A 23571-nucleotide genomic window follows, 5' to 3' on the forward strand; every position below is an offset into this window, starting at 1 on the left:
CTGTTCCTTGAGCTGCGTTAGCTCGTTCTTTGTAGTGTCCAGTTCTCCAGTGGCTGCAATGTGCTGTTCCTTGAGCTGCGTTAGCTCGTTCTTTGTAGTGTCCAGTTCTTCTGTCGTTGACTGGTACTTCTCATTCAGCTGAGCAAGCTCGTTCTTTGTGGAACTTAGCTCCTCGGTCGTTGACTGGTACTTCTCATTCAGCTGAGCAAGCTCGTTCTTTGTGGAATCCAGCTCTTCCCTTGTGCTGAGGTACTGTTCTTTTATCTGAGCAAGCTCGATCTTTGTGGAGTCCAGCTCCTCGGTGGATGTTAGATGCTGTTCCTTGAGCTGGGCCAATTCGTTCTTTGTGGAGTCCAGCTCCTCGGTGGATGTTAGATGCTGTTCCTTGAGCTGTTCGAGGTCCGACCTCGTCGTCTCGAGGTCGCTTCTTATTGACTCCAGCTCCTGGTTCCGGTGCTCCAGGTCCTCAGTGGTCCTGGACTTCTCTTCCAGCACCTGGGCCAGTTCTGTCCTCACCTCATTTAGCGTGGTCACAGTGGCTACGAGCTCCACGCCCTTGGCCTCCAGTTCACCATTGGATAGCTGGTTCCTCTCCTGGAGCTGAGATAACTCCGCCTTTAAACCTTCAGCCTCACCTGTGACGGCGGCCAGTTCCTTCATCTTGTTCTCGAGGTCCTCTGACGTAGCGTTCTGCCTTACCGTGAGCTGGGTAAACTCTTCCTTGACAGCTGACAGTTCCCCACTGACGCTCTCCAGCTCGCTGTTCTTCCTTTCCAATTCTTCTGTGGAACGCTGCTGAAGCTCCCTGATCTGGGCTAGCTCCGACCGGGCAGCCTCTAGCTCCTCGGTGGTCGTGGTGAGCGCCTGTTCCTTCTCATCCCGCTCTTGAGCGGTTATCTGGTGCTGGTCCTTCTCCTGTGCAAGGTCCTGGACCATCTTGTCGAGTTCTTCCTTTACGAGCTGGTGTTCGGTACGGACCTCTTCCAGTTCCTTTATTCGCAGCTCCAGCTCCTCCTTGTTCAGCTGATGTTGGTCCCTTTCCAGGGTCAGGTCCGATCCCCTCTGCTCCAGTTCACGGGTCAGCACGAACACCTGGCTCTGGGCGCGGTTCAGGTCCTGGACCAGGGCGTTCTTCTCAGCCACGGCCGCACTAGCCTTGGTTGCCAAGCCCTCGCCCTCTGCCTTAGATGCTGCCAGCCATGATTCTCTCTGCGATAGTGCCTCGCGGAGGCCGAAGATGATGGTCTCGTTGACGTTCTGGTCCGAGGTGAGCTGTGTCCTTTGTTTCATCAGCTCCCCCAGTCTGCCCTTATGGCCATCGACCTCTGTGAGAGCCGAGACCAGCTGCTCCTCCTTGAGCTTCCGCTCCTCTTCCTCGCGCTCCGCCTGGGCCCGCAGCTCCTCGATCTCCCGGTCCTTGACCCGGGCGAGGTCGTCCAGCTGCTCCTTGGCCCATATTAGTTGAGAGTTCTCGCCCTCCAGCCTCCCCTTGGCATCTTGGAGCGTCTGCCGCTCCTCCGTTAGGGTGACCACTTCCGCTTTGGATGCTTCCAGTTGAGCACTGAGGTCTGCTGCGAGCGCGCTCTTTTCCTCCAGCTGTTCCTTGATCCGCGCATTCTCTTCGCACGCGCAATCCAGCTCGTCCTGCTTCCGCTCCATTTCGTCGGACAGCCCTGCAGCCTCATCCTCCTTGGAGGAAAGCTCGCTCTTGAGCGCCTTTACGGCAGCGAGGGCCTCGGTGAGGCTGGTAGACTTCGATTCCAGCTCTTCGGTAGTCTGGGTCAGGTCCTTGGTCCTGAGGTCCAGGTCCTCTTTCGCTTTCAGGTGCAGGTCCGTGACCTGTTTCAGCTCTTCATCTCTAGAGGCCAGGGACTCGTTGGCCTTCTGCAGATCGGCGTTGAGCTTCTCCACCTGCTGATGCAGCGTTATGAGCTCCTCGGCCTTCTGCGCCACGGCCTCCTCTACTCCGGAGAGGGATTCCCTTACCCCGCCCAGCTCCAAGGTTTGGGACTTGAAGCTCGCGGCCAGTGTTAACAGCTCCCCTTCTTTCCCCTGCAGCGCCTTCTGTACCTCGGAGAGAGCGCTCTGGGTGGTGATCAGTTCAGCATCCTTGTCCTCCAGGTTCTGCCGGATCAGGGTCAGGCTGGCCTTCTGCTCCTCGAGCTCGGCCTGTTTGGCCTCGGCCGCGGCCCGGGCCTCCGTAAGCTCCTCTTCCCGCATTTGCAGGGCATCGCGCAGCCCGCCGAGCTCCTCAGAGGTCTTGGTCAGCTCTGCCTGGCTTGACCTCAGTGATTCCTTTATGGACTGGGTCGCGGTGTCCCGCTCCGCCTGCTGGGCCTTGAGCTGAGATATGGCCACCTCCAGCGACTCGATACGGCTGTCCCTCTCCTGCACCTTGGCCAACGATTCCTCCACCCGTTTGTGGCTCTCCTCGATGGCCTGCTTGGCGGTGATCCGACCTGTGATGTCACGGTCTATGCCCCGGTATCCCAGGAACTTGCCGTCCCTGCCGAAGTGGGGCATGCCGTTCATCTCGAGGTAGACAGTGCGGCCATCTGGATGCTTGGCCTGCTTCTCCAAGGCGGTAATGGGTACGTGCGCCGCCATGGTCTTGGTGAGAATGTTGGAGATGTGCTCCGCGCTTTCCTTGGTTATGAGGTCCAGGGGGGAGCGGCCCACAACGTCCTCGGGCAGTAGGCCCAGTAATTCCTTGACCCTCGCCGAGGACCAAGTGTAGGCCCCGTTCTCGTCCATCTCCCAGGACCAGTCCGAGGACCGCTCCGAGAGATCGTTGAACCTTATCTGCTGCTTGTCCAGTTCCTCCTCTGCGGACTTCCGGGCCGCGTTCTCCTCGCTCAGACGTCGGCGTATCTCATCTATCGCCTGGTCTCGGTTCTGGATGTCCGATTCGGCACTGTTGTGGAGGCGGATGCTATCGAGCATCCGTTCCAGCTCCAGCTCCGAGTAGTCGTCACGGAGCAGTCTGTCCGTGGGTACGTAGAACATGTTGTTGTTTATCGAGCCCTCAGAGACCACCCGGGGGTGGGCATGCAAGGCGACTATCAGAGAGGACGGAGAGAATATCCTCCGATCGTACTGGCAGATGATCCTCAGGGATATGCCAGGATTGAACACGTTCAATTTGGCCTCATATTCCGGCCACTTCTCCACACCGGCCACCTTCTCCTGGGTCCATGTCATGTCGGATATGATCCGCATGGCCGTGAACCCGTAGGACTTGGCGAGCTCGGCCACGTTGCCGATGACCTTCATGGTCCAATCGGGGTCGAAGTATCCCCGCTTGAAGTACATCTCCTTCTTGTGAGTGAGGATCAGCCCTCCGTTGCCGATGGCCTTGTCCACATCGATGTTCTCGGCCTTCAGCGCCTCCACCATGTCGGTGTCGTCCTCCTCGTTGGAGATATATAAGCAGATCTCACCCTTCTCCAGACCTACGCGTATCAACGGTGTGACCGCCGAGAGCCGCTCCTCTGGGGTCTCGTAGATTAGGGCTATGTGATCTCCAATTAAATGCTGGTCGGCCTCTGATCCCGTCAAGGGCCGGTCATTGTTCATATTGACCATTATGTGCATCCTCCTAGGCCCCGATCGGGAATCGGGGAATCCCATCAATACCGTCGCCCCCCAGCAACATTTCGGGACATAAACCCTCGCCCCAGGCCATCATGTTTTGGGCATGTCGGAGGCGGGGTCTCCGCCCTCGGTAAACGACGCTATTCCCGGGGGTATAGCGGTAGGAAGGGGCATATCCTTATGTGCGCTGGCATGGTATCAGCCCCCAGGCTGATATCTAAGCCAGTGGGTAAAAAAGTGTCGAGGGATGACCGCCACAGAAAATATTGAGATGGGATCTGATGGGCATGGATATGATGCATAGGGACCGCCAAGGCATGCATGGTGATGCTGGGATGAGGGGGGCTGGAGACGGTGACGACCTCACCGTGCTGTGCGACTTCGACGGGACCATCTCCCTCATCGACACCGCGGAATACATTCTGGAGCGTCATGCCAGGGGAGATTGGAAGGCCCTCGAGAGGTCCGTAGCCGAGGGGATCATCACCCTAGAGGAGTGCATGAGCATGCAGTTCGACATGATCGCCCTGTCCAGGGACGAGATGCTGGTGGAACTGGATAGAGTGGTCATACCCCGTCCCGGTTTCGAGGAACTAGTGGAGAAGTGCCTTTTCAACAGCGTCACCTTCCGCATAACCAGTGCAGGGATGGACTTCTACATCCGGCATTTCCTGGAGCCCTTCGGATGGAGGGACAGGGTGGAGCTGGTGGCCCCCGAGGTCGTGGACACCGGGAAGGGAGTGAGGTTCCAATTCCCTCCCAAGCTGTTTAGCCAGGCGCATAATTTCAAGGAGGACAACGTGCTCAAAGAGCATGCTGCCGGCAAGCGGGTGGCGTACATCGGCGATGGCACCTCCGACCTGTGGGCGGCCATGGCCGCGGATATGGCCTTCGCGGTCCGCGGCTCGGTGCTGGACCTCCACCTGAACAGGATGGGCAGGGACCACCTGACGTTCACTGACCTGCGCGAGGTGGTCGAGGTACTTTTCTCCGGGCCTCCGCGTCAGCGGGGATGAAAGTCCATGGCACCGGAGTTCATGCAGTAGCGCTTTCCGGTGGGGCGGGGGCCGTCGTCGAACACGTGGCCGAGATGTCCTCCGCAGCGAGCGCATTCCACCGCCGTCCGGACCATTCCGTAGCTGCGGTCGGACCGCTCTGTTACCGCGTTCTTGTCGATGGGAGCGATGAAGCTCGGCCATCCTGTACCGGAGTCGAACTTGTCGTCCGACGAGAACAGGGGGTTGCCGCAGCCCCCACAGACATAGGTCCCCGGCTCATGGTTGTTCCAGTACTGGTTATGGAACGCGGGCTCGGTCCCATCCTGACGTAGAATCCTGTACCGTTCCGGTCCCAGCAGCCTCTTCCATTCCTCCTCAGATTTGACCACCCTCGCGACTGATGTCATGGATCCTCTTCCACTCTCTTTAGAGATTAGTGTACTATTAAAAGGTCAGCTCTGGTCCTCCTGTACTCCTGAGGCTCCTCTCCCAGCATCGTCTTTCACTTCATGGTCGTTACCCTCGATATCAATTATTAGAACGATAGAGGAGGCGTCCTCGGATACAACCTCGACCGTATCTCCTTGACGAAGCTGGGACCCGCCGAAGATCACGGATGCGCTGTACCGGTTCAAGGCATGCGCCGATGCTCCACTCTCATGTCAGGTCAGACGTACCGAAATATATTTTAGTCTGACGATTTTTCACAGCCTCATGGTATCCTCTCAAGTCGAGAAACTGTTCAATTCCATGAAGAATGGCGGGATAATATCCGAGGACAAGGCTGTCAGTGCGGAGAAGGCGACCTCTATGTCCAAGCTGCCTAAGGCCCAATGCATGAACGCCTTGGCAGAGCTGGAGAAGATGGGCGTGGCCAAGAAGCGCAAGAACAACAACGCCGTGGCCTACTATCTTGCTCGGAACAACCTGTGATCATTTTTCCATAGAGAGGCCGATCGTGGCCTCTTCCATCTTTTATTTCCTGTCCCTTTAACTATGGTGCCCATAGCTTCCACGAGCTGCTGGTGCTCCAATTAAAAATGGGGATGAGGGCAAGATAACCCTCAGGTCCCCGGGCGATAGGTCTTCCCGACCTTGAAAGCCTCGGCCACCATCTCTCCCAAGCGGTGATAGGTGGAGCCTACGGAAAGGTACATCAAGGGGTCCAGCCTGCCGGCGTCGGGAGAGTTCTCGCTGAACACTCCTTCCTCCGCGTACACTCCCACGATCTTCCCTAGTATCATGTCCGTGGTCTCGAACTCGATGATCTTGAGAAGCTCGCACTCCATGGTCAGGGGGCACTCCTCGATCATGGGAGCGGTCTCGAGCTTCCCGTAGAAGCTCTCGAACACTTCAGACTTGTCGGCCTCGCGTCCCGAGGTTATGCCCACGTAGTCGGTGACCGCGGCCATTGACGCGCTGGGTATATTGACGCTGAAGGTGAGGTTCTCAAGTATTCCGTCCTTGGTCTTCCTCTCCTTGGCCATCACCAGCCCGATCACGGGGGGGATGTCATCGATCATGGTGAACCAGGCTATAGTGCAGTAGTTGGGCCTTCCTTCTATGTTGGCTCCCGCAATGCACACTGGCAGAGCGAACGGGGGCATTATCATGCCGAGCTCTTTCTTGGTCATGGTATCCACTCTCAGATGTGTTCCCGCCGTACATCTCCCTTTTGCCCCTCAGAGTTTTGCCGAGAGTTTAAGTACGGTCGTACGTTTTCGAGCCGATAACATGGCCGCTGCCAATGACCTCCCTCGACCGGTCATCATCGAGGATGAATGCAAGGGGTGCGGGCGCTGCATCGCCGCCTGTCCCAAAAAGGTGCTCAGACCAGCAGACCACATGAACCGCCGAGGTTTCGTTCCCGCCGAGTATATCGGGGAGGGCTGCACAGGCTGCGCCATCTGCTTCTACAATTGTCCCGAGTTCTATGCGATAGAGGTGCATACAGCGGATAAGGAGGGAAAGCGATGAGGAAGTTCGTCAAAGGCAACGAGGCCGTGGTCATCGGAGCCCTTTACGCCGGCTGTGATGTGTATTTCGGGTACCCCATCACTCCGGCCAGCGAGATAGCCCACGGTGCGGCGGAGCTGTTCCCGCGAACGGGCAAGGAATACCTGCAGGCGGAGTGCGAGACCGGCTCCATCAACATGATCTTCGGCGCGGCCAGCGCGGGCAAGCTGGCCATGACCGCCTCATCAGGGCCGGGGATCAGCCTGATGCAGGAAGGGATCTCCTACCTCGCGGGGGCCCAGCTCCCCGCGGTCATCGTGAACGTCATGCGCACCGGTCCCGGGCTGGGCAACATCGGACCGGAGCAGGGAGATTATAATCAGGCGGTCAAGGGCGGCGGTCACGGCAACTACAAGACCATAGTCCTGGCGCCGGGCTCGGTGCAGGAGATGTGCGATCTTACCATGAAGGCCTTCGAGCTGTCGTTCCGTTACCGGACCCCCGTGGTGGTGCTGGCGGACGCGGTCCTGGGACAGATGATGGAGTCCCTGAAGCTTCCGGAGAGCACCTTTCCTCGTCCAGAGACCTCGTCCTGGGCGGTACACGGGGACGCCGACACGCGGCCCAACCTCATCACCTCCATATACCTGGACCCGGACCGCCACGAGCAGCACAACCTCAGGTTGCAGGAGAAGTACGCCCGCATGAAGGTCGAGGCGAGGGCGGAGGAGTACCTTGTGGAGGATGCTGAGATCGTCCTAACCGGCTACGGCTCCTCCTCCCGCATAGCTCGCTCGGCGGTCGACCGCCTCCGCTCCGAGGGTATAAAGGCTGGGCTCTTCCGCCCGGTGACCCTCTCCCCGTTCCCGGTGGAGCAGCTCAACGCCGCGGTGGGGGACCGCACCGTCCTGGTGGTGGAGATGAGCAACGGCCAGTATCGGGACGATGTTCTTCTGCACCTTGACCGCAGGAGCCGGTCGGAGGTGTTCCTGGTGAACCGCATGGGTGGGAACCTCGTCCGTGTGGAGGAGGTCGTCAAGGCCGCCCGGGAAAAAATGGGGGTGAAGGCATGATAAAGCGATCCCGAGGATTCTACGAGACTTTCGATCGCAAGGACGGCAGCAGGACGACCACGTTCTGCGCAGGTTGCGGGCACGGCATCATACATAAGCTCATCGCGGAGGCCATGGCCGACCTGGGCATCCAGGACCGTACCGTGTTCGTCTCCCCGGTAGGGTGCGCAGCCTTCTGCTACTATTACTTCGACTGTGGGAACGTGGCCGGCCCCCACGGGCGGGCTTCGGCCGTCGCCACCGGACTGTCGCGAGTGCTGCCGGAAAAGGTCGTCATCGCCTACCAGGGCGATGGGGACCTGGGCGCCATAGGGTTCAACAACGCCTTTCAGGCCGCGAACCGCGGCGAAAAGTTCGCATGCTTCTTCGTCAACAACACCATCTTCGCCATGACCGGAGGGCAGATGGCGCCCACCACCATGCCCGGTCAGAAGACCACCACCTCCCCCTACGGCAGGGACATCGCCAAGACCGGCGCTCCCCTAAGGGTATGCGAGGTGTTCGCGCAGCTGGACGCCCCCGTGTACGTCGAGAGGGTGTCGGTGGCGGACACCAAGCGCATCATGCAGGCGAAGAAGGCTGTGAGGAAAGCGCTGGAGATACAGCGTGACGGGAAGGGCTACGCCTTCGTGGAGTTCCTCTCCCCGTGTCCTACCAACTGGCGCATGGACGCCCTCAAGGCCGCCGACTACGTGACCCAGGAGATGGAGAAGGTGTTTCCCTTAGGCTGTTTCAAGGACCGCAGCGCCGATGAACCCATCAAGCCGCAGGAGATCGAGATAGCGGACCTGCGGACGGTCCTGGGCGGCACCGATGGGGGCGTGGAGCCGCGGCCAGACCCCAGCTTCCGGGAGAGGCGCTTCAAGTTCTCCGGGTTCGGAGGGCAGGGCGTGCTCAGCCTAGGCCTGGTGGTCGCCGAGGCCGCGGGCAGGGCCGGCCGGTATGTCTCCTGGTTCCCCAGCTACGGCCCGGAGCAGCGCGGAGGGGCGGCCTCCTGCTCCGTGGTCATGGGGGGGCAGGAGATAGGGTCTCCGGCAGTGGAGACCCCTGACGTGCTCGTATGCATGAACCAGCCCTCCCTGGAGCGATTCTTGCCCACGGTGGCCCCCGGTGGGACAGTGTTGTACGAGGCATCCATACCCGCAGAGGTCAAGCCGCCCGAAGGTGTCACCGTCCATGCCTTCCCCGCCATGAGCATAGCCGCGGACCAGGGGGTCCCCAAGGCAGCCAACACCGCCCTCCTCGGCGCCATGATGGAGCTGGGCCTGATAGATATACCCGAGGAAGATGTCCTTGGTTCCCTGGCCGATAGCTTCTCGGCCAGACCCAAGCTGGTGGAGGTCAACCGCAAAGTGTACGCCTCCGCCCGGGACTGGGCGAGGGAGAACCTCACGCGGTGAGGGAAGCGGCGGCAACCGGTGATAAGATATATTACCGATTGTGCGGATTTGCCGGGAGACCAGCGGCCGCGGTCCGGACGTGACCTGGCCTCTCTGGCAGACCACGCCCCCGGAGGATAGCATGTTAAACTCTCATAAACTGGGAACCCGTATCAAGACCTACCGCGAGCGGCTGGGACTCACCCCTGAGGACCTGGCCAAGAATGCCGGCATAGACGTCGAACTAGTTAACAACGTAGAGAATGGGATCGTGTATCCGGCGCTCAGCGTGCTGGTGAAGCTCTCTCGTGCTCTGGGTCAAAGACTGGGGACGTTCATGGACGACCAGTTCCTTCCCGATCCCCTGATCGTAAGAATGGAGGACCGTCTGGAAGAGACCACCCCCCATCACGGGGCGGGGCCCGGCAACTACCATTATTTTCCGTTGGGGAAGGGCAAGACCGACCGCCACATGGAGCCGTTGTTCATCATCATCGATCCTTCCGAGGAGAACGCTATTGCCTCCCATGAAGGGGAGGAGTTCATCATCGTCGTGTCCGGGGACATAGAGCTCACCTACGGTAAGGAAAAGTACCTCCTCCAGGCCGGGGATTCCATGTACTACAATTCCGTGGTCCCGCACGTCGTAAGTGCAGTAGGGAACACCCCCGCCACCATCTATGCGGTCGTGTACACACCGGCCTGAGGGATTCCCATGGTTAGAGAGGAGATCACTAGAGAGGCCACGTTGGGACAGCTTCTGGACGAGACCGTGGCGAAGTGCCCCGACAACGAGGCCATAGTCTATGCCGACCGCGACTATAGGGAGACGTGGAGGCAGTTCTCGGACACCATCGACAGGGTGGCCAAAGGCCTAATGGCATTGGGAGTGAAGAGGGGCGAGAAGGTGGCGGTGTGGGCTACGAACGTCCCACACTGGGTCACGCTGCAGTTCGCCACCGCGCGCATCGGTGCCATCTTGCTGACCATCAATATAAATTACAAGATCTCCGAGATCGAGTACATTCTGAAGCAGTCGGAGACGGAGAACATCTTCATCATCGACGGGTACCGGGACACTGACTACCTGGCCACGCTCTACGAGCTCATTCCGGAGCTGAAGACCCATCCACGTGACAAGCTGCGCTCGGAGCGGTTCCCGCATCTGAGGCGGGTGCTGTTCCTGGGGCCGGAGAAGCATCGCGGCCTGTACTCGATGAACGAGGTCATGGCCATGGCCGTGCAGACCTCGGACGAGGAGTACAAAGAGAGGCAGGCCAACCTGTCCTGCTATGATGTGGTCAACATGCAATACACGTCCGGCACCACGGGGTTCCCCAAAGGAGTGATGCTCACCCACCACAACATCGGCAACAACGGGTACTGGATCGCGACCAACATGAACTACACCCCCGCTGACCGAATATGTCTCCCGGTTCCGCTGTTCCATTGCTTCGGCTGTGTCCTGGGCGTGATGGCCTCTCTGAACTCGGGGGCGTGCATGGTCATACTGGAGAAGTATGAGGCTGTCAACGTGATGACGGCGGTGGAGAAGGAGCGATGCACAGCTCTCTACGGCGTGCCCACGATGTTCATCGCCATCTTAGAGCATCCTCTCTTCGACAAGTTCGACTTCTCCACCCTGCGTACCGGGATCATGGCCGGCTCCCCCTGCCCCTCCAAGAGCATGGAGGAGTGCGTGGAGAGGATGAACATGACCGAGGTCACCATCGTGTTCGGTCTCACCGAATCCTCGCCCGGGATGACCCAGACCCGCTACGACGAGCCGTCCCTGGAGAAGAAGTGCTCCACGGTGGGTCAGGCCCTGCCGGGTGTGGAGGTCAAGCTCTTCAACCCCGAGACGGGACGGGAGTGCGTGGTGGATGAGCACGGAGAGGTGTGCTGTCGGGGCTACAACGTGATGAAGGGCTACTACAACATGCCCGCGGAGACCGCCAAGGCCATTGACAAGGACGGGTGGCTACACTCCGGGGACATCGGCAAGATGGACAAGGACGGGTACCTCGCCATCACCGGCCGCCTCAAGGACATGATCATCCGGGGCGGGGAGAACGTCTACCCCAAGGAGGTCGAGGACTACATCCATCACATGCCGGGTGTGCAGGACGTGCAGGTGGTGGGCGTGCCCAGCAAGAAGTACGGCGAGCAGGTCGGCGCATACATAATCCTCAAGAAGGGAGCACAGTTGACCCCCGAGGACGTCCAGGACTTCTGCCGCGGGAAGATATCATGGTACAAGATGCCCAAGTTCGTAGCCTTCGTCGACTCCTACCCGCTCACCGCCTCAGGGAAGATCATGAAGTACAAGCTCCGGGAGGATTCAGCACAGCGGTGGCCGGACGCCTGATGAGCAACCCGTAAATAGTTCCTTGGAGTTCGAGGCGGTCGAATGCCCAAGATCAAGGCGGGGGATGCCATCATCCACTACCATGTCCAGGGTGAGGGCGAGCCCCTGTTGCTCATCACCGGGTTCAGCGGCGATCTCTACAACTGGAAGAAGGCCATCCCCCTACTGGACGATTCCTACAAGGTCATAACCTTCGACAACCGGGGGAGCGGACAGACCGAGGCTCCGGAAGCTCCCTTCACCGTCGAGACCATGGCAGATGATGCCGCTGCGCTGCTTGACGCCCTGGACATAGAACGGGCCCACGTGCTGGGATGGTCCATGGGAGGGAACATCGCCCAGGAGCTGACCTTCAGGCACCCCCAGAAGGTCGCCAACCTCATCCTCATGTCCACCTATGTCCGGGAACCGGACCGGGCGCGCTTCGCCATCGACGCCATGATACACTCCGTCCGCGAGGGTGCGAGCATGGACACCTTCCAGACGATGATGCAGACGTGGTGTTCCACCGAGACCTTCTTCCGCGGTAAGGTTTCGGTATGCGAGCTGGGCGAGGAGTGCAGCATAAACGTGCTCAACGGCTTCACCCGACAGAAGAGGGCCCTGGACGCTTTCGACAGTCACGAGCGCCTTCACAAGATCAAGGTCCCCACGCTGGTCATCCACGGGGAGGAGGACATCATGGTCCCCATCAACTTCGGCGCGAAGGTCGCTGCAGGCATAGCCAACTCGGAGTTCGAGGTCATCGAGGGAGCAGGCCACTTCCTGCCACCTTCAGGATACGTGCCCCTGGTGCTGGACTTCCTGGCCAAGCACCCCATGGCGGAGCACATGGGAAACGTGAACGAGAGGCTCGTCTGAGTCTGTTCGGCAGAACGTGATGCTCGAGGACAAAAAAATGCTGGATGATCTACCTCCTCGGTGCGTGGATGTGTGGAGGCGTGATCACCCATCCCTGCACATCCTACAGAGCCTTGGTCGGCTCCGGCTTGCGCTTGGTCCCTATCTCCTCTTTCTCGAACAGGGTCCAGAACGGGATCGCTATGATATCTCCCACGATGAAGGCCAGGAACAGGATCACGGTGGGCGTTGTCCAGCTGGAATAACTATTGTTGACGACCGCTGGAAGGACCACGAACACGATCCAGACCGTCTTGTAGATAAGCTCCAAGAGGAGCACGGGCACGAACTTCAGGGGGGACCTGAGCCCCAGAACAGACAGAAGGCCTATAGCTAGCCATAGGCTTCCCGCCAAACCAAAGATCATTGGGTTCTCCGTCGGAATCGACATCAAGGAATTGGCTGTACTGGGGGACACCACCATTAAGAGGCCTATGATTCCCGCGAAGATGATCGTCAGGGAGTACATGAGCCTCAACCATCGATACCTGACTACTCCATGTTCGAATATGTCTTCACGCTCCTGCCCCGGGGGGCAAAAAGACATGTGTCGAGGTTGCCATAAACATTTCTAAAATGCTAGAAAAAATATCAGGGTTCTCATCGGCCAATAGGCACGGCACTCCCTTCGTGAAGCTAGGAACAATTGTATAAGCTTCCAGGACATATTTTGGCCGATCACGATGGCATCCAAACTTCTCAAGGAATATCATAAGCTGCTCGCCAGGTACAAGGAAATGATCGTTCTCCGCACTGCGGGGGATATCGTTTACTGGGACATGGAGACCAAGATGCCCCCATCGGGCCTGGAGCTGCGCAGCGAGCAGCTCTCCCTCCTGGGGCTGATGAGCCACAAGATGCTCGTCGATCCCCAGATCGGTCGGAGCCTCTCCATACTGGAGAAGGAGAAGGGGCTGGCCGACATGACCGAGGAGCAGAGGCGGAACGTGCACCTGATGCGCAAGTACCACGACGAGGAGTCCAAGCTCCCCGACCGGCTGGTCGCGGATATGTCCAAGCAGCAGATCTTGTCCGTGGGCGCGTGGAAGAGGGCCAAGGCCGCCAAGGACTTCTCCCAGTTCCGTGACCATCTCCTGAAGAACATCGAGCTCAAGGAGAAGGCCGCGGCCATCCTCATGGAGGTCAAGGGGACCAAGACCCCGTACGACGCCCTCCTCGACATGTACGAGCCTGGCATGACCGCCGACAGCATAAGCAAGGTCTTCAAGGGGATGCGGGACGGTCTCATCAAGATCATGAAGAAGGTCAATGCCTCGGAACGGCCGGACACCTCCATGCTTAACAGGAAGGTCCCCGTCTCCGCCCAGCGCAGGATCTCCGAGGTGGCGATGGGTTTCATCGGGTACAGGACCTCGGGGCCCGAGGCCTGGGGGAGGCTGGACGAGACCGAGCACCCGTTCTCCAACGGGTACTACACCGATGTGCGGATCACGACCCATTATCACGAGGACAATTTCAAGTCAAGCTTGTTCAGCGTGCTCCACGAGGGAGGGCATGCCCTCTACGAGCATGACCTTCCGGCCGAGTGGATGTTCCAGCCCATAGGCAGCGCCGCCAGCTACGGCGTCCATGAATCCCAGAGCCGCTTCGTGGAGAACATGGTGGGAAGGAGTCCGGAGTTCCTCTCGTTCATGCTTCCGAAGCTAAAGAAGGCCACCGGTAAGGTGCTCGCCGATGTCGAGCTGGAAGACTTCGTCCGTGCGGTCAACATGGCCGGGCCGTCCAAGATACGTATCGAGGCCGATGAGGTCACCTACGGCCTCCACATCATTGCGCGCTTCGAACTGGAAAGGGATGTGTTCACCGGAAAGCTCCGGGTCGATGAGCTGCCGCAGGCCTGGAACGAGAAGTACTCCCAATACCTGGGTGTTGATGTGGACAACGACTCTGAGGGGGTCATGCAGGACACCCACTGGGCCGGGGGCAGCTTCGGGTATTTCCCCAGCTATGCGTTGGGGAACCTTTACGGGGGGATGTTCCTTAGGAAGCTGGATAAGGATGTCCCGGACTGGAGGGATGAGGTGGCCAAGGGACGCTTCTCTCCGGTCGGTGGCTGGCTGGCGGAGAACGTCCACTCACGGGGCAACCTGTACGATCCCGCCGACCTCATCAAGGTCGTGACCGGGGAAAGTTTGAGCATCAAGCCGTTCTTGGACTATCTCAAGACGAAGGTGGACAGCGTCTACGGATGAGGGTAGCTTCCGTGCTCCTGACCGTTGAACTATCGTAATCATGATAGGTATGATTAATAACCCCTCCACCATCCCCCTTGTGATGAACGAGCAGGGGCCGGCTTGTGTTGAGGAGCGTATCGACACCACCCTGCAGATATCCCGGGAAGCGATGGTATCGCGGCATCAGGATATGCTTAGAAGCATAACCTCCTCAGCGGCGAGGTCAGCGATATATGAGGGGAGGATCAGGGAGATCTCCTTCCTGCAGGACCTATCCAGCCTGCCGTTGACATCGTATCAGTATATTGAGGAGGCCATTGAGAAGCTGAGCCAGGAAAGGTGTCTTCTCCAGAGCCCGGACCATGTCTTCCAAACATCTGGTAGCACCGGGAACCCCAAACGTATGTACTACAGCAATAGTGATGCGCTGCGCATCGCCACGGACTTTGGGATCATCTGCCGGACCGTAGGGCTGGGCAGGTCCTATAAGGGGTGGAACCTGGGAGGGGCCCGGCCCAACGTGTCCGGTGCCCTACTGGAGGAGACCAGCGAGCTGCTGGGCCTCGATGTTCTCCATACACTGCTCACTCGGGAATCGGATCTCATGCCTGCGATGCGGAGGGCATCCCGGCTTGATCGCATAGATGTTGTGGCCAGCGCAGCCCTGGTCCTGTACTTCATCTCCCGGTCCGTCAAGGAGCCGGACTTCCTTCAGAGCACTGTCAAGGAGAAGCTCAGAAGGGATAAGCACCTGCCATCATTCGTCGCGTCCTTGGTCGCCCGCCTGTACATAGCGAACGTGAACCCGAAGAGGCTGGGAACGATGCTCGCCAAGACCCATATCGCCATCACTTACGCGGAGCCCATCACCGGTTACTACACCGATTATCGGAACAGTATGCCCGAAGCTCGGTTCGTTGATGTCCTGGGAAGCACGGAAAATCCTGTCCTCGCGGCCCAGTTGGACCTAGGCAGCAAGGGATTGAGCCTGTTCCTCAACGCGGTCATCCCTGAGCTGGCCGATCCAGTGGAGGTGGCCAATGCCAAGCAGGACGGCACCAATGTGAAAGGCACTCCCTGGACCGAGTGGCAAAAGGGAATGCGCGGCGAGCTCCTGGTCACCCGACCCGGGGAATGCCTACCCCTTATCCGCTATCCCACGGGCGACATGGTGGAGGTCATCGATCCAGCCCACAGGATATCCCTGGGTGACGACGGGAGGACAACGGTCCTTCCCCTCATAAAGGTCCTGGGCCGCTCTGTGGACGTGCTCGATTTCGAGGTCGAGGACGAGATGGGTTGCTTCCTGGGGAACAAGATCTATTCTCACAACATTCACGAGGCCATGCCGCGGTCCCTCAACATCAGATGGTGGGAGCTGTACAACATAAAAGGGAATCCCGGGCGGCTTTGCTTCCTTATTATTCCGGAGAAGGACGTTACCGATGTCGAGCGGTTCAAGAAGGACGTGCTGGACCACCTGCTCAAGGAATGCGACGACCCCCATCACACGCTGGAGATCGGGATCGAGCTGGGACGCCTGGACCTTATGATCACAAAGGCCGCGGCATACTCCGTCGTGCAGAGGGAGATAGACCAACGGGCCCGTGAGGGTCGGGCCCTCGGTCAGCTGAAGCCCAAGCGCATCCGCACGGTTGACGGGGAGGAGGCCTTCAAGGAGGCCGTCGCCGAGAAGATGCAACAGTAAAAATATCCTAATCTCAGGAAAAGGGCCCGGACACGTTCGGCCAGGGACGAGAACAGGTCTCTCTTCCCGGCCTCCAGCTTTTCATATTTTTCAAATATTTCTATTTCCCTATGGTGAGAACGATGAGAGGCCGCACCATCGCCGGACTGACGCTCTTCCTCCTGCCATCGCTCTTCCTGACCGCACTGATGTGGGGGGAGAGCATCGCCCCTGGATATTCCGTGCGGGACAACGCCATAAGCGACCTGGGCATCATAGACGAGACCGCCACCCTTTTCACCGTGACCCTGGTGGCCGTCGGGGCTTTGAGCATCATCGGAGGCTACTTCTTATACCGTGACGACGGGAGAATGGGACGGCTCCTCCTGTATGTTCTCGCTGGGGCAGGTGCCATCGGCGCAGGGGTGATCTCCTTGAACGATCCCTCGGGGCTGCACGGGCTTTTCGCCCTCTTGGCCTTCCTGTTCTTCAACCTTCTACCTCTGGCCACCATGCGGGAGGTGGAAGGACCGTTTAAGGCCATTGCCGTCGTGACCGGGACCGTGGGATTGATCTTCTTGGTGGCGATGTTCATCAGCGATGCAGGGTTGATCGACCTGTTCGGGCTCATCGGACATGGGGGCCTTGAGCGAATGATCGCCTACCCGCCCATGATTTGGTTGTTCGCCTACGGGAGCATGCTCATGAGCACGTCCAGGACGACTTGAGCGGTGCCTTCCAACATCTTGCCTAACCGCAAGGTGGCGATGGAGAAGGCAGGGCTCCGTCGTTCATGACCATGTTTAAATCAAGCCCTACCATTAGCGGTGACATGCCGGGGGCCAAGAAGAAAGTTCAACCGTCCAAGTTCCTGCAGACCGCCATGACCTTGTTCGTAGAGAAAGGGTTCTCACAGGTCACCATGGCCCAAGTCGCCAAGGCCTCGGGGGCAACCGTGGCCGAGCTGAGGTCCCACTACGATACCAAGGAGGAGCTGTTGATAGCCGCCTTCCGCGTAGGCCACAGGAAGATGGAGGAGAGGCTTCGCACCATCATTAGCGGTGACCTCGACGCCCATATCGGCCAGATGTTCGACGCCTGCCTTGACGGGCTCATGCCCTTCGGGCCCGAGATACACCTCAACCTCCTACTCCAGGCTACCAAGGACAGGACGCTTATGGAGATCGTGAGGCGTACCTCCCGCAACGTCAACTTCGCCGTCAAGGCCTATCTCGCACAGATGGTATCTCTGAGCATCATAGATGAGGTCAAGGATGTGGAGAAGGTCAACGAGGAGCTGGTGGCCTCTCTGGTGGAGAAGGTCGCCGGGGTGATGGAAGGAAAGGACCTCACTGAGATCAAGAAGGCCTGGGTAGCTCACGGAAAAAAGATGTTGAACCCCTCCTACAAGACCACCGTTCCTGCGCTGGACTGAGTTCCCCCTAGGCATATGGCCTTACATGGGGAAATAAGGAAAACCGGCCTCCGCCGGAAAAAATAGAAAAAAAGTTCGGTGCTCTCACACCATCTTCTGGCCGGCGTCGTAGGTGGGGCTCTCGTTCCACACCTCTTCGACCTTGAGAAGCCACAAGCCCTTGAGCTCGAACTTCATCTTCTTGAAGGCCTCAGACATCTGGTCGAAGATAGGTCCCGAGGTCAGGTGGTCCGCGACCGACGCCTTTACCTCGTAGGACTTGAAGCCCTTGGACACCAGGACGGACACTTTCGAGCCCTTCTCCTTCGCCAGGCTCAGGTTCTCGCTGGTCTTCTTCATGAAGATCTCGCCGATGAACACGGTCTCAGGGTTAATGGCCCCAGCCCCACCGACGTTGATGAGATGAACGTCCCCGTTTGCTGCTGCTGTTCCCAATACCTTGGCCGCGGTCTGCTCGTTCATCAGACCGAAGACTTCCTCGGGTAATGCTACCATTTTTTCACCGTCGCTTGAATGACGTCACAATACTTTAATATTCTGAAATAATACTTTTCTATTCAAGTGACATGACCGAAGAGCAGATGATACAAGAGATCCGCTCCCTGAGGAGCGAGGTGGACACGCTAGGCGACCACATGCTAAGCATAAGGTATGAGGACATCAGGAGCGTCTTCATAGAGCAGTTAAGGCTAGCTTTGGGTGAGGAAGGCAGGAGATCCTTCCGCGATGAAGCGACACAGCTCCGCAGCTCCTCAGCATGCCAGAACAAGAACCGGTGCTTCTCCTCGCTGAGCGAGACCGTGGAGTCGGCCGCGGACAGGTTCATGGCTGGTGATGTCCAGGGTGCTGAGGGGATGATCGATGAGCTGGAGAGGATGGTCTCCGGCGAGTGCTCCCCCTGCACGGACGGCGCCTGCTCCAAGGACGCAGTGGAGACGCTACATCGGGTCAAGGTCATCCTTTCCATCCATCAGAACATCACGAACCGTTTGGGACATCTTAGCGCGGAAGTTCTCCCGCCGGTATCATCGTCAGAGGTCGCTCCGGAGCACGCGGAGGAGGTGCTGGCCCCCCTGGCCAACGCCTGGAGGGTCAAGGTGCTTAGGGTGTTGCGTTCCGGTGAGCGCAGCCTGACCGATCTGGGGAGGTCGGTGAGCCTGCGCACCGGGCATCTCCAGTTCCACCTCCGTGCCCTCATGGAGGCCGGTTATGTCAGGGCGGACCGCCGCAGGCACCTCTATTACATCACGACCCGCGGGCGCATGGCCCTGCAGGGCGTCGAGGACCTCGCCTCCCGGCTGGGTCCGCAAACTAAGGACACTGATCTCTTGGCGAACGATGAATGAGGGCGTTCGTTCGTCCCTACCTCCTTCGTGACAGAAAAGTTTCATAACCTCACATGGAGTTATTAACGGGGTAAAGGTGAGCGGAATGGGCGGGAAATCGAAGGGAAGTGAAGGAGGACCTTGCAGGATTGCGTTCGCATCGGAGGGCAGGACGTTGGAGGATAGGATATCCAACTCGTTGGCTGGAGCTCCTTACTTCGTAATAGCTGAGGGAAGCCCCGAAAATCTCTCGGTCGTGAAGAACAGCGCCAAAGGCCTCGGGTCGGCAGCGGGGGAGGAGGCTGCCAAGATCCTCCTGAAGGAGAAGATCACTATTCTTGTTACTGGCAACATCGGTCCGGCCGCGGCTCGAGCGCTCGAGGCGGGAAATGTTGTCGTCCATGCAGGCTGCTCCGGCAACATCTCTGAGGCGATACAGAAATGTCTATCGGGAAAGCTGATCGAGACCAAGGGAGCGAGCTACACTGGGTGCCTGGAAAGCCCGGGGACCGCGAAGGCCAAACAGTGATCTCTCGATCGGGCACGGGTATTCCCAGCGAGCGCCGGAAGTGACAAGCGTGACGGCAAGCGGCCTAGCCGTCGTTCTGGATGCCTATGGTCTCGAGCGAGGCCGCCTTCAGGGAGCCTTCACGGAGCTGCTCGAGAACGTTGCGAACGCTTCCTTCGGCACCGGACAGCACCCTGATGCCTAGCTCCTGGCACTGCACCGCGGCCTTGGAGCCCAGATGGTGGACGATTATTGTGTCCGCTCCGATCCCCTTCAGCAGTTCCGGGGGTGTGAGCCTCCCACCCATGTGATCGCTGGTGTTGTCGATCACCGTGAGGTGCCCGCTCTCCAGGTTGGCGATGGTGTAGGTGGGCGCCTTCCCAAAGTGCTCGAACAGCCTATCTTCCAGACCCTTATTCCCCTGCGTCGGTATGGCTACAATGATCATCGATTCACCTCATCCCGATGAGAGTGGCCTGCTGCAGGCGCATGCATCGGCTATACCATTCACAAGGGAACTGAGGGGTATTAGACTTGTTCCGAATATGTTCGGCCTACCGGTTCTCCAGGTAGTCCTCGATTATCGCCTTCTCGGCCCTTTTCAAGATCTCCCCCAGTGTGGACGGGCGCACTTTCATCTTCTTGGCCAGTCCTTCCAGATAGATCCGCTTAGGTATCTCGTAGTATCCCTCCTTGACCGCTGTCCTGAGCACTTCCTCCTGTCGTTTGGTGAGCAGGTTGGACTCGCGTATCGCCCTTATCCACTCCACCTCCGTCTCGCACCCGGCATCCCTCAGGGACTTGACCAGGGAGAGGAGAGAGCCCTCCATACCGGTGACCAGCTTCCATCGCACCTTCCCCTCACCCATGCTGTACGCGGACATCAAGAAGCAGTCCGAGGCCGCCAGGGCCTGGCTTGCACAGCAGCTGTGGTTGATCACTGAGGCGGAGATGCGGCCGTCATCGGTCCGGTGTACCTCCACCCTATCCACCGACGGATGTGTTCTTATCTTCTCTATCAGGCCTTCATTGTCTTCATCGTCATCGAACTCGATCAGGCCGCGACCGCCCTTGCTGCCATAGGGGAGGCAGGTGCGGAACTGGACGCTCTTGTCACCGCTTGTCCCCAGCGACGAGACCCAGGTGTCCGGAGGTCGGACGACGATTGATGCTTCCATCATGATAGCCGAATGGAGGTGCACCTTTTCAAACAATGGCCATAAAGCGAACGGAGAGTCGGGGGGGGGACGGACGAACGTTCGTGGTATGATCAAACCATGCCGCGTTCAAGCCTGCTCTTCAATCCTTCTGAGAACCTAATGTAGCTCTTCCATGTAAGATACAGTACCATGATCCAGGCGCTTATAATGAGGATGAGGCCAAGGAAGTAACCTCCGCCGACCGCGGCCAGCAGGGGGAGGAAGAGGAATGCTAGCGTGATTATCAAGAACCCGTAGCCAAAGTTGCGGACCATCCGGTAACGGGGAGTCCCCTTGTACTGTTCACCGTTCACCGCGCCGGGACCTCCTCCGGTTATGGCATCGGCCATTCGCCCTATGCTCAGGAGGGTGTTGAGCACTACTGGGGTGATGAGGAGCAATACGGTGGTGAAAGTGAGGAACATGGGGATGACGTTGCCGTCGATCACGGCCAGGAACCCTTCTGCCTCCTCGGCGAAGATGTTTATGACCAGCATCAATGAGATCATCACCACCAGGTCGATCGCTATGAGCACCATCTCTGTACGGGCCTTCTTGCGGGCCTCGGGAATGGCCTCGAAGCGGTCGCTAACGTCCATCCTGAACGTGCTGACCTTGTTGAAACTGTAAGATAGGGAAGCGGGGATGAGCTTGTCGATCCGGTCGTAGATGCGCATGGAGTTCTTGGACAGAACAGGCATGACCACCATGGTGATCAATGCCGCGCCGATGATGATGGAGTAGAACTGCCGGTCCACCTGTCCCGCCTCCACGGCCAGTTGGGTGATTATGAACGCGAACTCTCCCATGGCCACCAGGCTTACCGCCACCTGGAAACTGGACCGCATCTTCATGTTGTTGATGTAGCAGGCCACACTGACGCTGATGACCTTGCCGATGATGAAAATGATGGCGATGGCGAGGGCCATCAGCAGACCGCCAGTGATCAGGACGGGGTCGATCTGAAGGCCTATGGAGATGAAGAAGACGGCCATGAACAGCTCCTTCATTGGCTCCACCTTGGACTTGATGATGGTGACGAACGAGGACTGGGAAACGATCAGGCCCATGACGAAGGCCCCGATAGCGATGGACAGCCCGATGCTGCTGGAGATGAGCGCCGAAGTGAAGCACAGGGCGATGGCGAACAGGAGTAGGGTCTCCCCTGAGTACTTGTTCCCAACCCAATCTAGGAGCCTGGGTATGCAGAGGGCGCCGAGGACGATGATGATGGAGACGAAGAGTACGATCAGAGCTACCATGCCGATGGTGGACTGGATGGTGGGTGACTCCCCGTTGAGGAGGGGGGCGGCGAGGGTTAGGATCATCACCTGCCCTATGTCCTCCAGCACAGTGATCCCAATGGCAGCCTTGGCCACCTGGGTTCCCATCATCTTCAAGCTGTGGAGGACGCCCACCACCACGGCGGTACTGGTGCCGGAAATGATAGCTCCCAGGAAGATGGAGGTCACCGGACCGAGGCCCAGCATCATACCCACAAGGTAACCGACCATCACCATCATGGTCATCTCCATGGTGACCACGATGATGGTGAAGGAGCCTATCCTCCTCATCTCCCTGAGGTTCAGCTCCATCCCGATGTAGAACATCAGTAGCACGATGCCCAGGTTCGAGAGGAAGAACACGGTGGAGTCCTGCACCGTTATCTCAGGGAAGATGGAGGGGCCGAGGACGATGCCAGCAACCAGATAGCCTATTATGGTGGGCATCTTCAGCTTCACCAGGACTATGGAGCATATGCCGGCCACCGCCGTTAGGAAGGTGATGTCCAGTAGTAATCTGGTCTCCGCCTCCATCGATTATCCCAGCTTCTCCATCAACTTCCCCTTCCACCCTGCCAGTCTCCGAAAGGGACGGAACGGAGCTCCAGGTTCATCATGGAACCGTCCGATGACGGGTCCAGGACCGTTCCCTACCTCCCGAGAATTAGTATAAAACTATTTTAATTAAAATATGTTTCGGGATGGCAATTGACCGGTGATGATGGACGGGGACCGCGGCGAGTAGGTGCTCGCCCTCCTGAAGCGAATGCCCCGGGTAAGGGTCTGGGGCTGCCGGAGCCTACATGATGTTCCGTTCGTTCTAAATAAGGCCCGAGCCATGGCAGATAGAGGTGCGGCAATGCAAGAGGAGCTTTATCGCGCGATCTTTGAGCGCCGGTCCGTACGCAGGTTCGAGGACGTGGAACTTAAGGAGGGGGTTCTGGCCAGATTAAAGACGTTCACCTCCGAGCTGAGGCCGCTGTTCCCAGAGATTCGCACGGACTTCAGGATCGTGGGACCCGAGGATGTGAAAGGCCTGTTCAAGGTCAAGGCCCCTCACTACTTGGTAGCGTTCTCCGAGAGAAAGGAGGGAGGCGCCGTTAACGTGGGGTTCATGCTGCAGCAGGTGGACCTACACCTGGTCTCCATAGGCCTGGGTGCCTGCTGGCAGGGAGGTCCGCGGCTGACGCGGAGCTCACGGGATGGGTCCGACCTGGAGCCGGTGATCATCCTCGCCTTCGGCATACCTCTCAAGGATGAGCGGAGACGGGCCGCGACCGAGTTCGACCGTCGGCCGCTCTCCGAGATCACCGAGATCGGCGGCCATGAGGACATCCTCGAGGCAGCGAGGCTGGCGCCATCGGCGATGAACAAGCAGCCATGGTTCTTCACCTCCGGGGAGAACGGTTCCATCAACACCTACGTCATCCATTCGTCCTTAATGGAGCGGATGAACCAGGTTAGTGCGGGGATCGCCCTATGCCACATGTGGCTGGCGGCGGCCCATCAGGGTTTGGGCGTGGGCTTCGACCGGGAGCCGGACGAGACCCCAGGGCCCAAGGGCTACGATTACGTGGCCACGATGATCGTCAGGCATGCCACCGGTGCCCTCGGTCAAGAAGGGGACGGTGCGGGCCCCGTCCGCTAGGGCTCCTCGCGTTCCTCTCGGGC

24 protein-coding genes are annotated in these 23571 nt (G+C 58.8%); 15 read left to right on the forward strand and 9 right to left on the reverse strand.

Translation table 11 applies throughout. The features are described 5' to 3' along the window. Window positions 1-3585, reverse strand: a 3585-nt coding sequence (locus GXX95_11460) for a PAS domain S-box protein (protein NLT38749.1), incomplete at its 3' end; no start/stop codon positions are given. Window positions 3586-3875: 290 nt separating this feature from the next. Between GXX95_11460 and GXX95_11465 the strand changes: the two genes are divergently transcribed. Continuing rightward, window positions 3876-4610, forward strand: coding sequence for an MtnX-like HAD-IB family phosphatase (locus tag GXX95_11465; protein ID NLT38750.1), 735 nt, complete (start codon window positions 3876-3878; stop codon window positions 4608-4610). On the opposite strand, the gene msrB is transcribed toward GXX95_11465, so the two are convergent. Both msrB and GXX95_11475 read right to left on the reverse strand, forming a co-directional pair. After that, window positions 4598-4999: a peptide-methionine (R)-S-oxide reductase MsrB gene (gene msrB, locus GXX95_11470; protein NLT38751.1), complete on the reverse strand. Its 402-nt coding sequence runs from the start codon at window positions 4997-4999 to the stop codon at window positions 4598-4600. The two genes, GXX95_11465 and msrB, sit on opposite strands and share 13 nt — an antisense overlap. Before the next feature lie 45 nt (window positions 5000-5044). After that, a complete protein-coding gene (locus GXX95_11475) occupies window positions 5045-5227 on the reverse strand; it encodes a hypothetical protein (protein ID NLT38752.1) in 183 nt (60 codons plus the stop codon). Between the two features lie 79 nt (window positions 5228-5306). On the opposite strand from GXX95_11475, the gene GXX95_11480 reads away from it, so the two are divergent. Then, a complete protein-coding gene (locus GXX95_11480; GenBank protein ID NLT38753.1) occupies window positions 5307-5525 on the forward strand; it encodes a hypothetical protein in 219 nt (72 codons plus the stop codon). A 131-nt stretch (window positions 5526-5656) separates the two neighbouring features. Here GXX95_11480 and GXX95_11485 read toward each other — a convergent pair whose 3' ends face one another. Further along, a complete protein-coding gene (locus GXX95_11485) occupies window positions 5657-6226 on the reverse strand; it encodes a flavin reductase family protein (GenBank protein ID NLT38754.1) in 570 nt (189 codons plus the stop codon). 100 nt (window positions 6227-6326) lie between these two features. Between GXX95_11485 and GXX95_11490 the strand changes: the two genes are divergently transcribed. The 6 genes from GXX95_11490 (at window position 6327) to GXX95_11515 (ending at window position 12229) form a co-directional block, all read left to right on the forward strand. Then, a complete protein-coding gene (locus GXX95_11490) occupies window positions 6327-6569 on the forward strand; it encodes a ferredoxin family protein (GenBank protein ID NLT38755.1) in 243 nt (80 codons plus the stop codon). Next, on the forward strand, window positions 6566-7621 hold the full coding sequence (locus tag GXX95_11495; GenBank protein NLT38756.1) for a 3-methyl-2-oxobutanoate dehydrogenase subunit VorB: 1056 nt from the start codon (window positions 6566-6568) through the stop codon (window positions 7619-7621). The genes GXX95_11490 and GXX95_11495 overlap by 4 nt, the downstream gene beginning before the upstream one ends. Further along, complete coding sequence (locus GXX95_11500; GenBank protein ID NLT38757.1) at window positions 7618-9021, forward strand: ketoisovalerate oxidoreductase; 1404 nt, start codon at window positions 7618-7620, stop codon at window positions 9019-9021. The genes GXX95_11495 and GXX95_11500 overlap by 4 nt, the downstream gene beginning before the upstream one ends. A gap of 121 nt (window positions 9022-9142) precedes the next feature. After that, a complete protein-coding gene (locus GXX95_11505) occupies window positions 9143-9706 on the forward strand; it encodes a cupin domain-containing protein (protein ID NLT38758.1) in 564 nt (187 codons plus the stop codon). A gap of 9 nt (window positions 9707-9715) precedes the next feature. Beyond that, a complete protein-coding gene (locus tag GXX95_11510) occupies window positions 9716-11368 on the forward strand; it encodes an AMP-binding protein (GenBank protein NLT38759.1) in 1653 nt (550 codons plus the stop codon). Window positions 11369-11410: 42 nt separating this feature from the next. Further along, the gene (locus GXX95_11515; protein NLT38760.1) at window positions 11411-12229 is read left to right on the forward strand and encodes an alpha/beta fold hydrolase; all 819 of its coding nucleotides are present in this window, start codon (window positions 11411-11413) and stop codon (window positions 12227-12229) included. A 103-nt stretch (window positions 12230-12332) separates the two neighbouring features. Here the strand turns inward: GXX95_11515 and GXX95_11520 are convergent, their stop codons facing one another. Then, window positions 12333-12737: a hypothetical protein gene (locus tag GXX95_11520; GenBank protein ID NLT38761.1), complete on the reverse strand. Its 405-nt coding sequence runs from the start codon at window positions 12735-12737 to the stop codon at window positions 12333-12335. 214 nt (window positions 12738-12951) lie between these two features. Here GXX95_11520 and GXX95_11525 point away from each other — a divergent pair, with 214 nt between their 5' ends. The 4 genes from GXX95_11525 to GXX95_11540 all read left to right on the forward strand — a co-directional run bounded on the left by GXX95_11525 (window position 12952) and on the right by GXX95_11540 (window position 17585). Next, on the forward strand, window positions 12952-14481 hold the full coding sequence (locus tag GXX95_11525) for a carboxypeptidase M32 (GenBank protein NLT38762.1): 1530 nt from the start codon (window positions 12952-12954) through the stop codon (window positions 14479-14481). Window positions 14482-14521: 40 nt separating this feature from the next. Beyond that, a complete protein-coding gene (locus GXX95_11530; protein NLT38763.1) occupies window positions 14522-16171 on the forward strand; it encodes a hypothetical protein in 1650 nt (549 codons plus the stop codon). Between the two features lie 110 nt (window positions 16172-16281). Beyond that, on the forward strand, window positions 16282-16878 hold the full coding sequence (locus tag GXX95_11535) for a DUF998 domain-containing protein (protein NLT38764.1): 597 nt from the start codon (window positions 16282-16284) through the stop codon (window positions 16876-16878). A 65-nt stretch (window positions 16879-16943) separates the two neighbouring features. After that, on the forward strand, window positions 16944-17585 hold the full coding sequence (locus GXX95_11540) for a TetR/AcrR family transcriptional regulator (protein NLT38765.1): 642 nt from the start codon (window positions 16944-16946) through the stop codon (window positions 17583-17585). An 84-nt stretch (window positions 17586-17669) separates the two neighbouring features. On the opposite strand, the gene GXX95_11545 is transcribed toward GXX95_11540, so the two are convergent. Continuing rightward, entirely contained in the window at window positions 17670-18080 is a 411-nt protein-coding gene (locus GXX95_11545; GenBank protein ID NLT38766.1) for a hypothetical protein, read from the reverse strand. An 86-nt stretch (window positions 18081-18166) separates the two neighbouring features. Here GXX95_11545 and GXX95_11550 point away from each other — a divergent pair, with 86 nt between their 5' ends. Both GXX95_11550 and GXX95_11555 read left to right on the forward strand, forming a co-directional pair. Further along, window positions 18167-18931: a winged helix-turn-helix transcriptional regulator gene (locus GXX95_11550; GenBank protein ID NLT38767.1), complete on the forward strand. Its 765-nt coding sequence runs from the start codon at window positions 18167-18169 to the stop codon at window positions 18929-18931. A gap of 154 nt (window positions 18932-19085) precedes the next feature. Next, window positions 19086-19439: a hypothetical protein gene (locus GXX95_11555; GenBank protein NLT38768.1), complete on the forward strand. Its 354-nt coding sequence runs from the start codon at window positions 19086-19088 to the stop codon at window positions 19437-19439. A gap of 64 nt (window positions 19440-19503) precedes the next feature. Here the strand turns inward: GXX95_11555 and GXX95_11560 are convergent, their stop codons facing one another. The 3 genes from GXX95_11560 to GXX95_11570 form a co-directional block, all read right to left on the reverse strand. After that, a complete protein-coding gene (locus tag GXX95_11560) occupies window positions 19504-19866 on the reverse strand; it encodes a dinitrogenase iron-molybdenum cofactor biosynthesis protein (GenBank protein NLT38769.1) in 363 nt (120 codons plus the stop codon). Window positions 19867-19972: 106 nt separating this feature from the next. Continuing rightward, window positions 19973-20599 (reverse strand): hypothetical protein, encoded by a 627-nt coding sequence (locus GXX95_11565; protein NLT38770.1) that lies wholly within the window; start codon window positions 20597-20599, stop codon window positions 19973-19975. Between the two features lie 89 nt (window positions 20600-20688). Beyond that, window positions 20689-22434 carry a cation:proton antiporter gene (locus tag GXX95_11570; GenBank protein ID NLT38771.1) on the reverse strand — a complete coding sequence of 582 codons (1746 nt, stop codon included), beginning with the start codon at window positions 22432-22434 and terminating at the stop codon, window positions 20689-20691. A gap of 325 nt (window positions 22435-22759) precedes the next feature. Between GXX95_11570 and GXX95_11575 the strand changes: the two genes are divergently transcribed. After that, window positions 22760-23548 carry a nitroreductase gene (locus GXX95_11575; protein NLT38772.1) on the forward strand — a complete coding sequence of 263 codons (789 nt, stop codon included), beginning with the start codon at window positions 22760-22762 and terminating at the stop codon, window positions 23546-23548. Window positions 23549-23571 lie beyond the last annotated feature (23 nt).

The sequence above is a fragment of the Methanomassiliicoccus sp. genome (assembly GCA_012719175.1).
Taxonomy (GTDB): Archaea; Thermoplasmatota; Thermoplasmata; order Methanomassiliicoccales; family Methanomassiliicoccaceae; genus UBA6.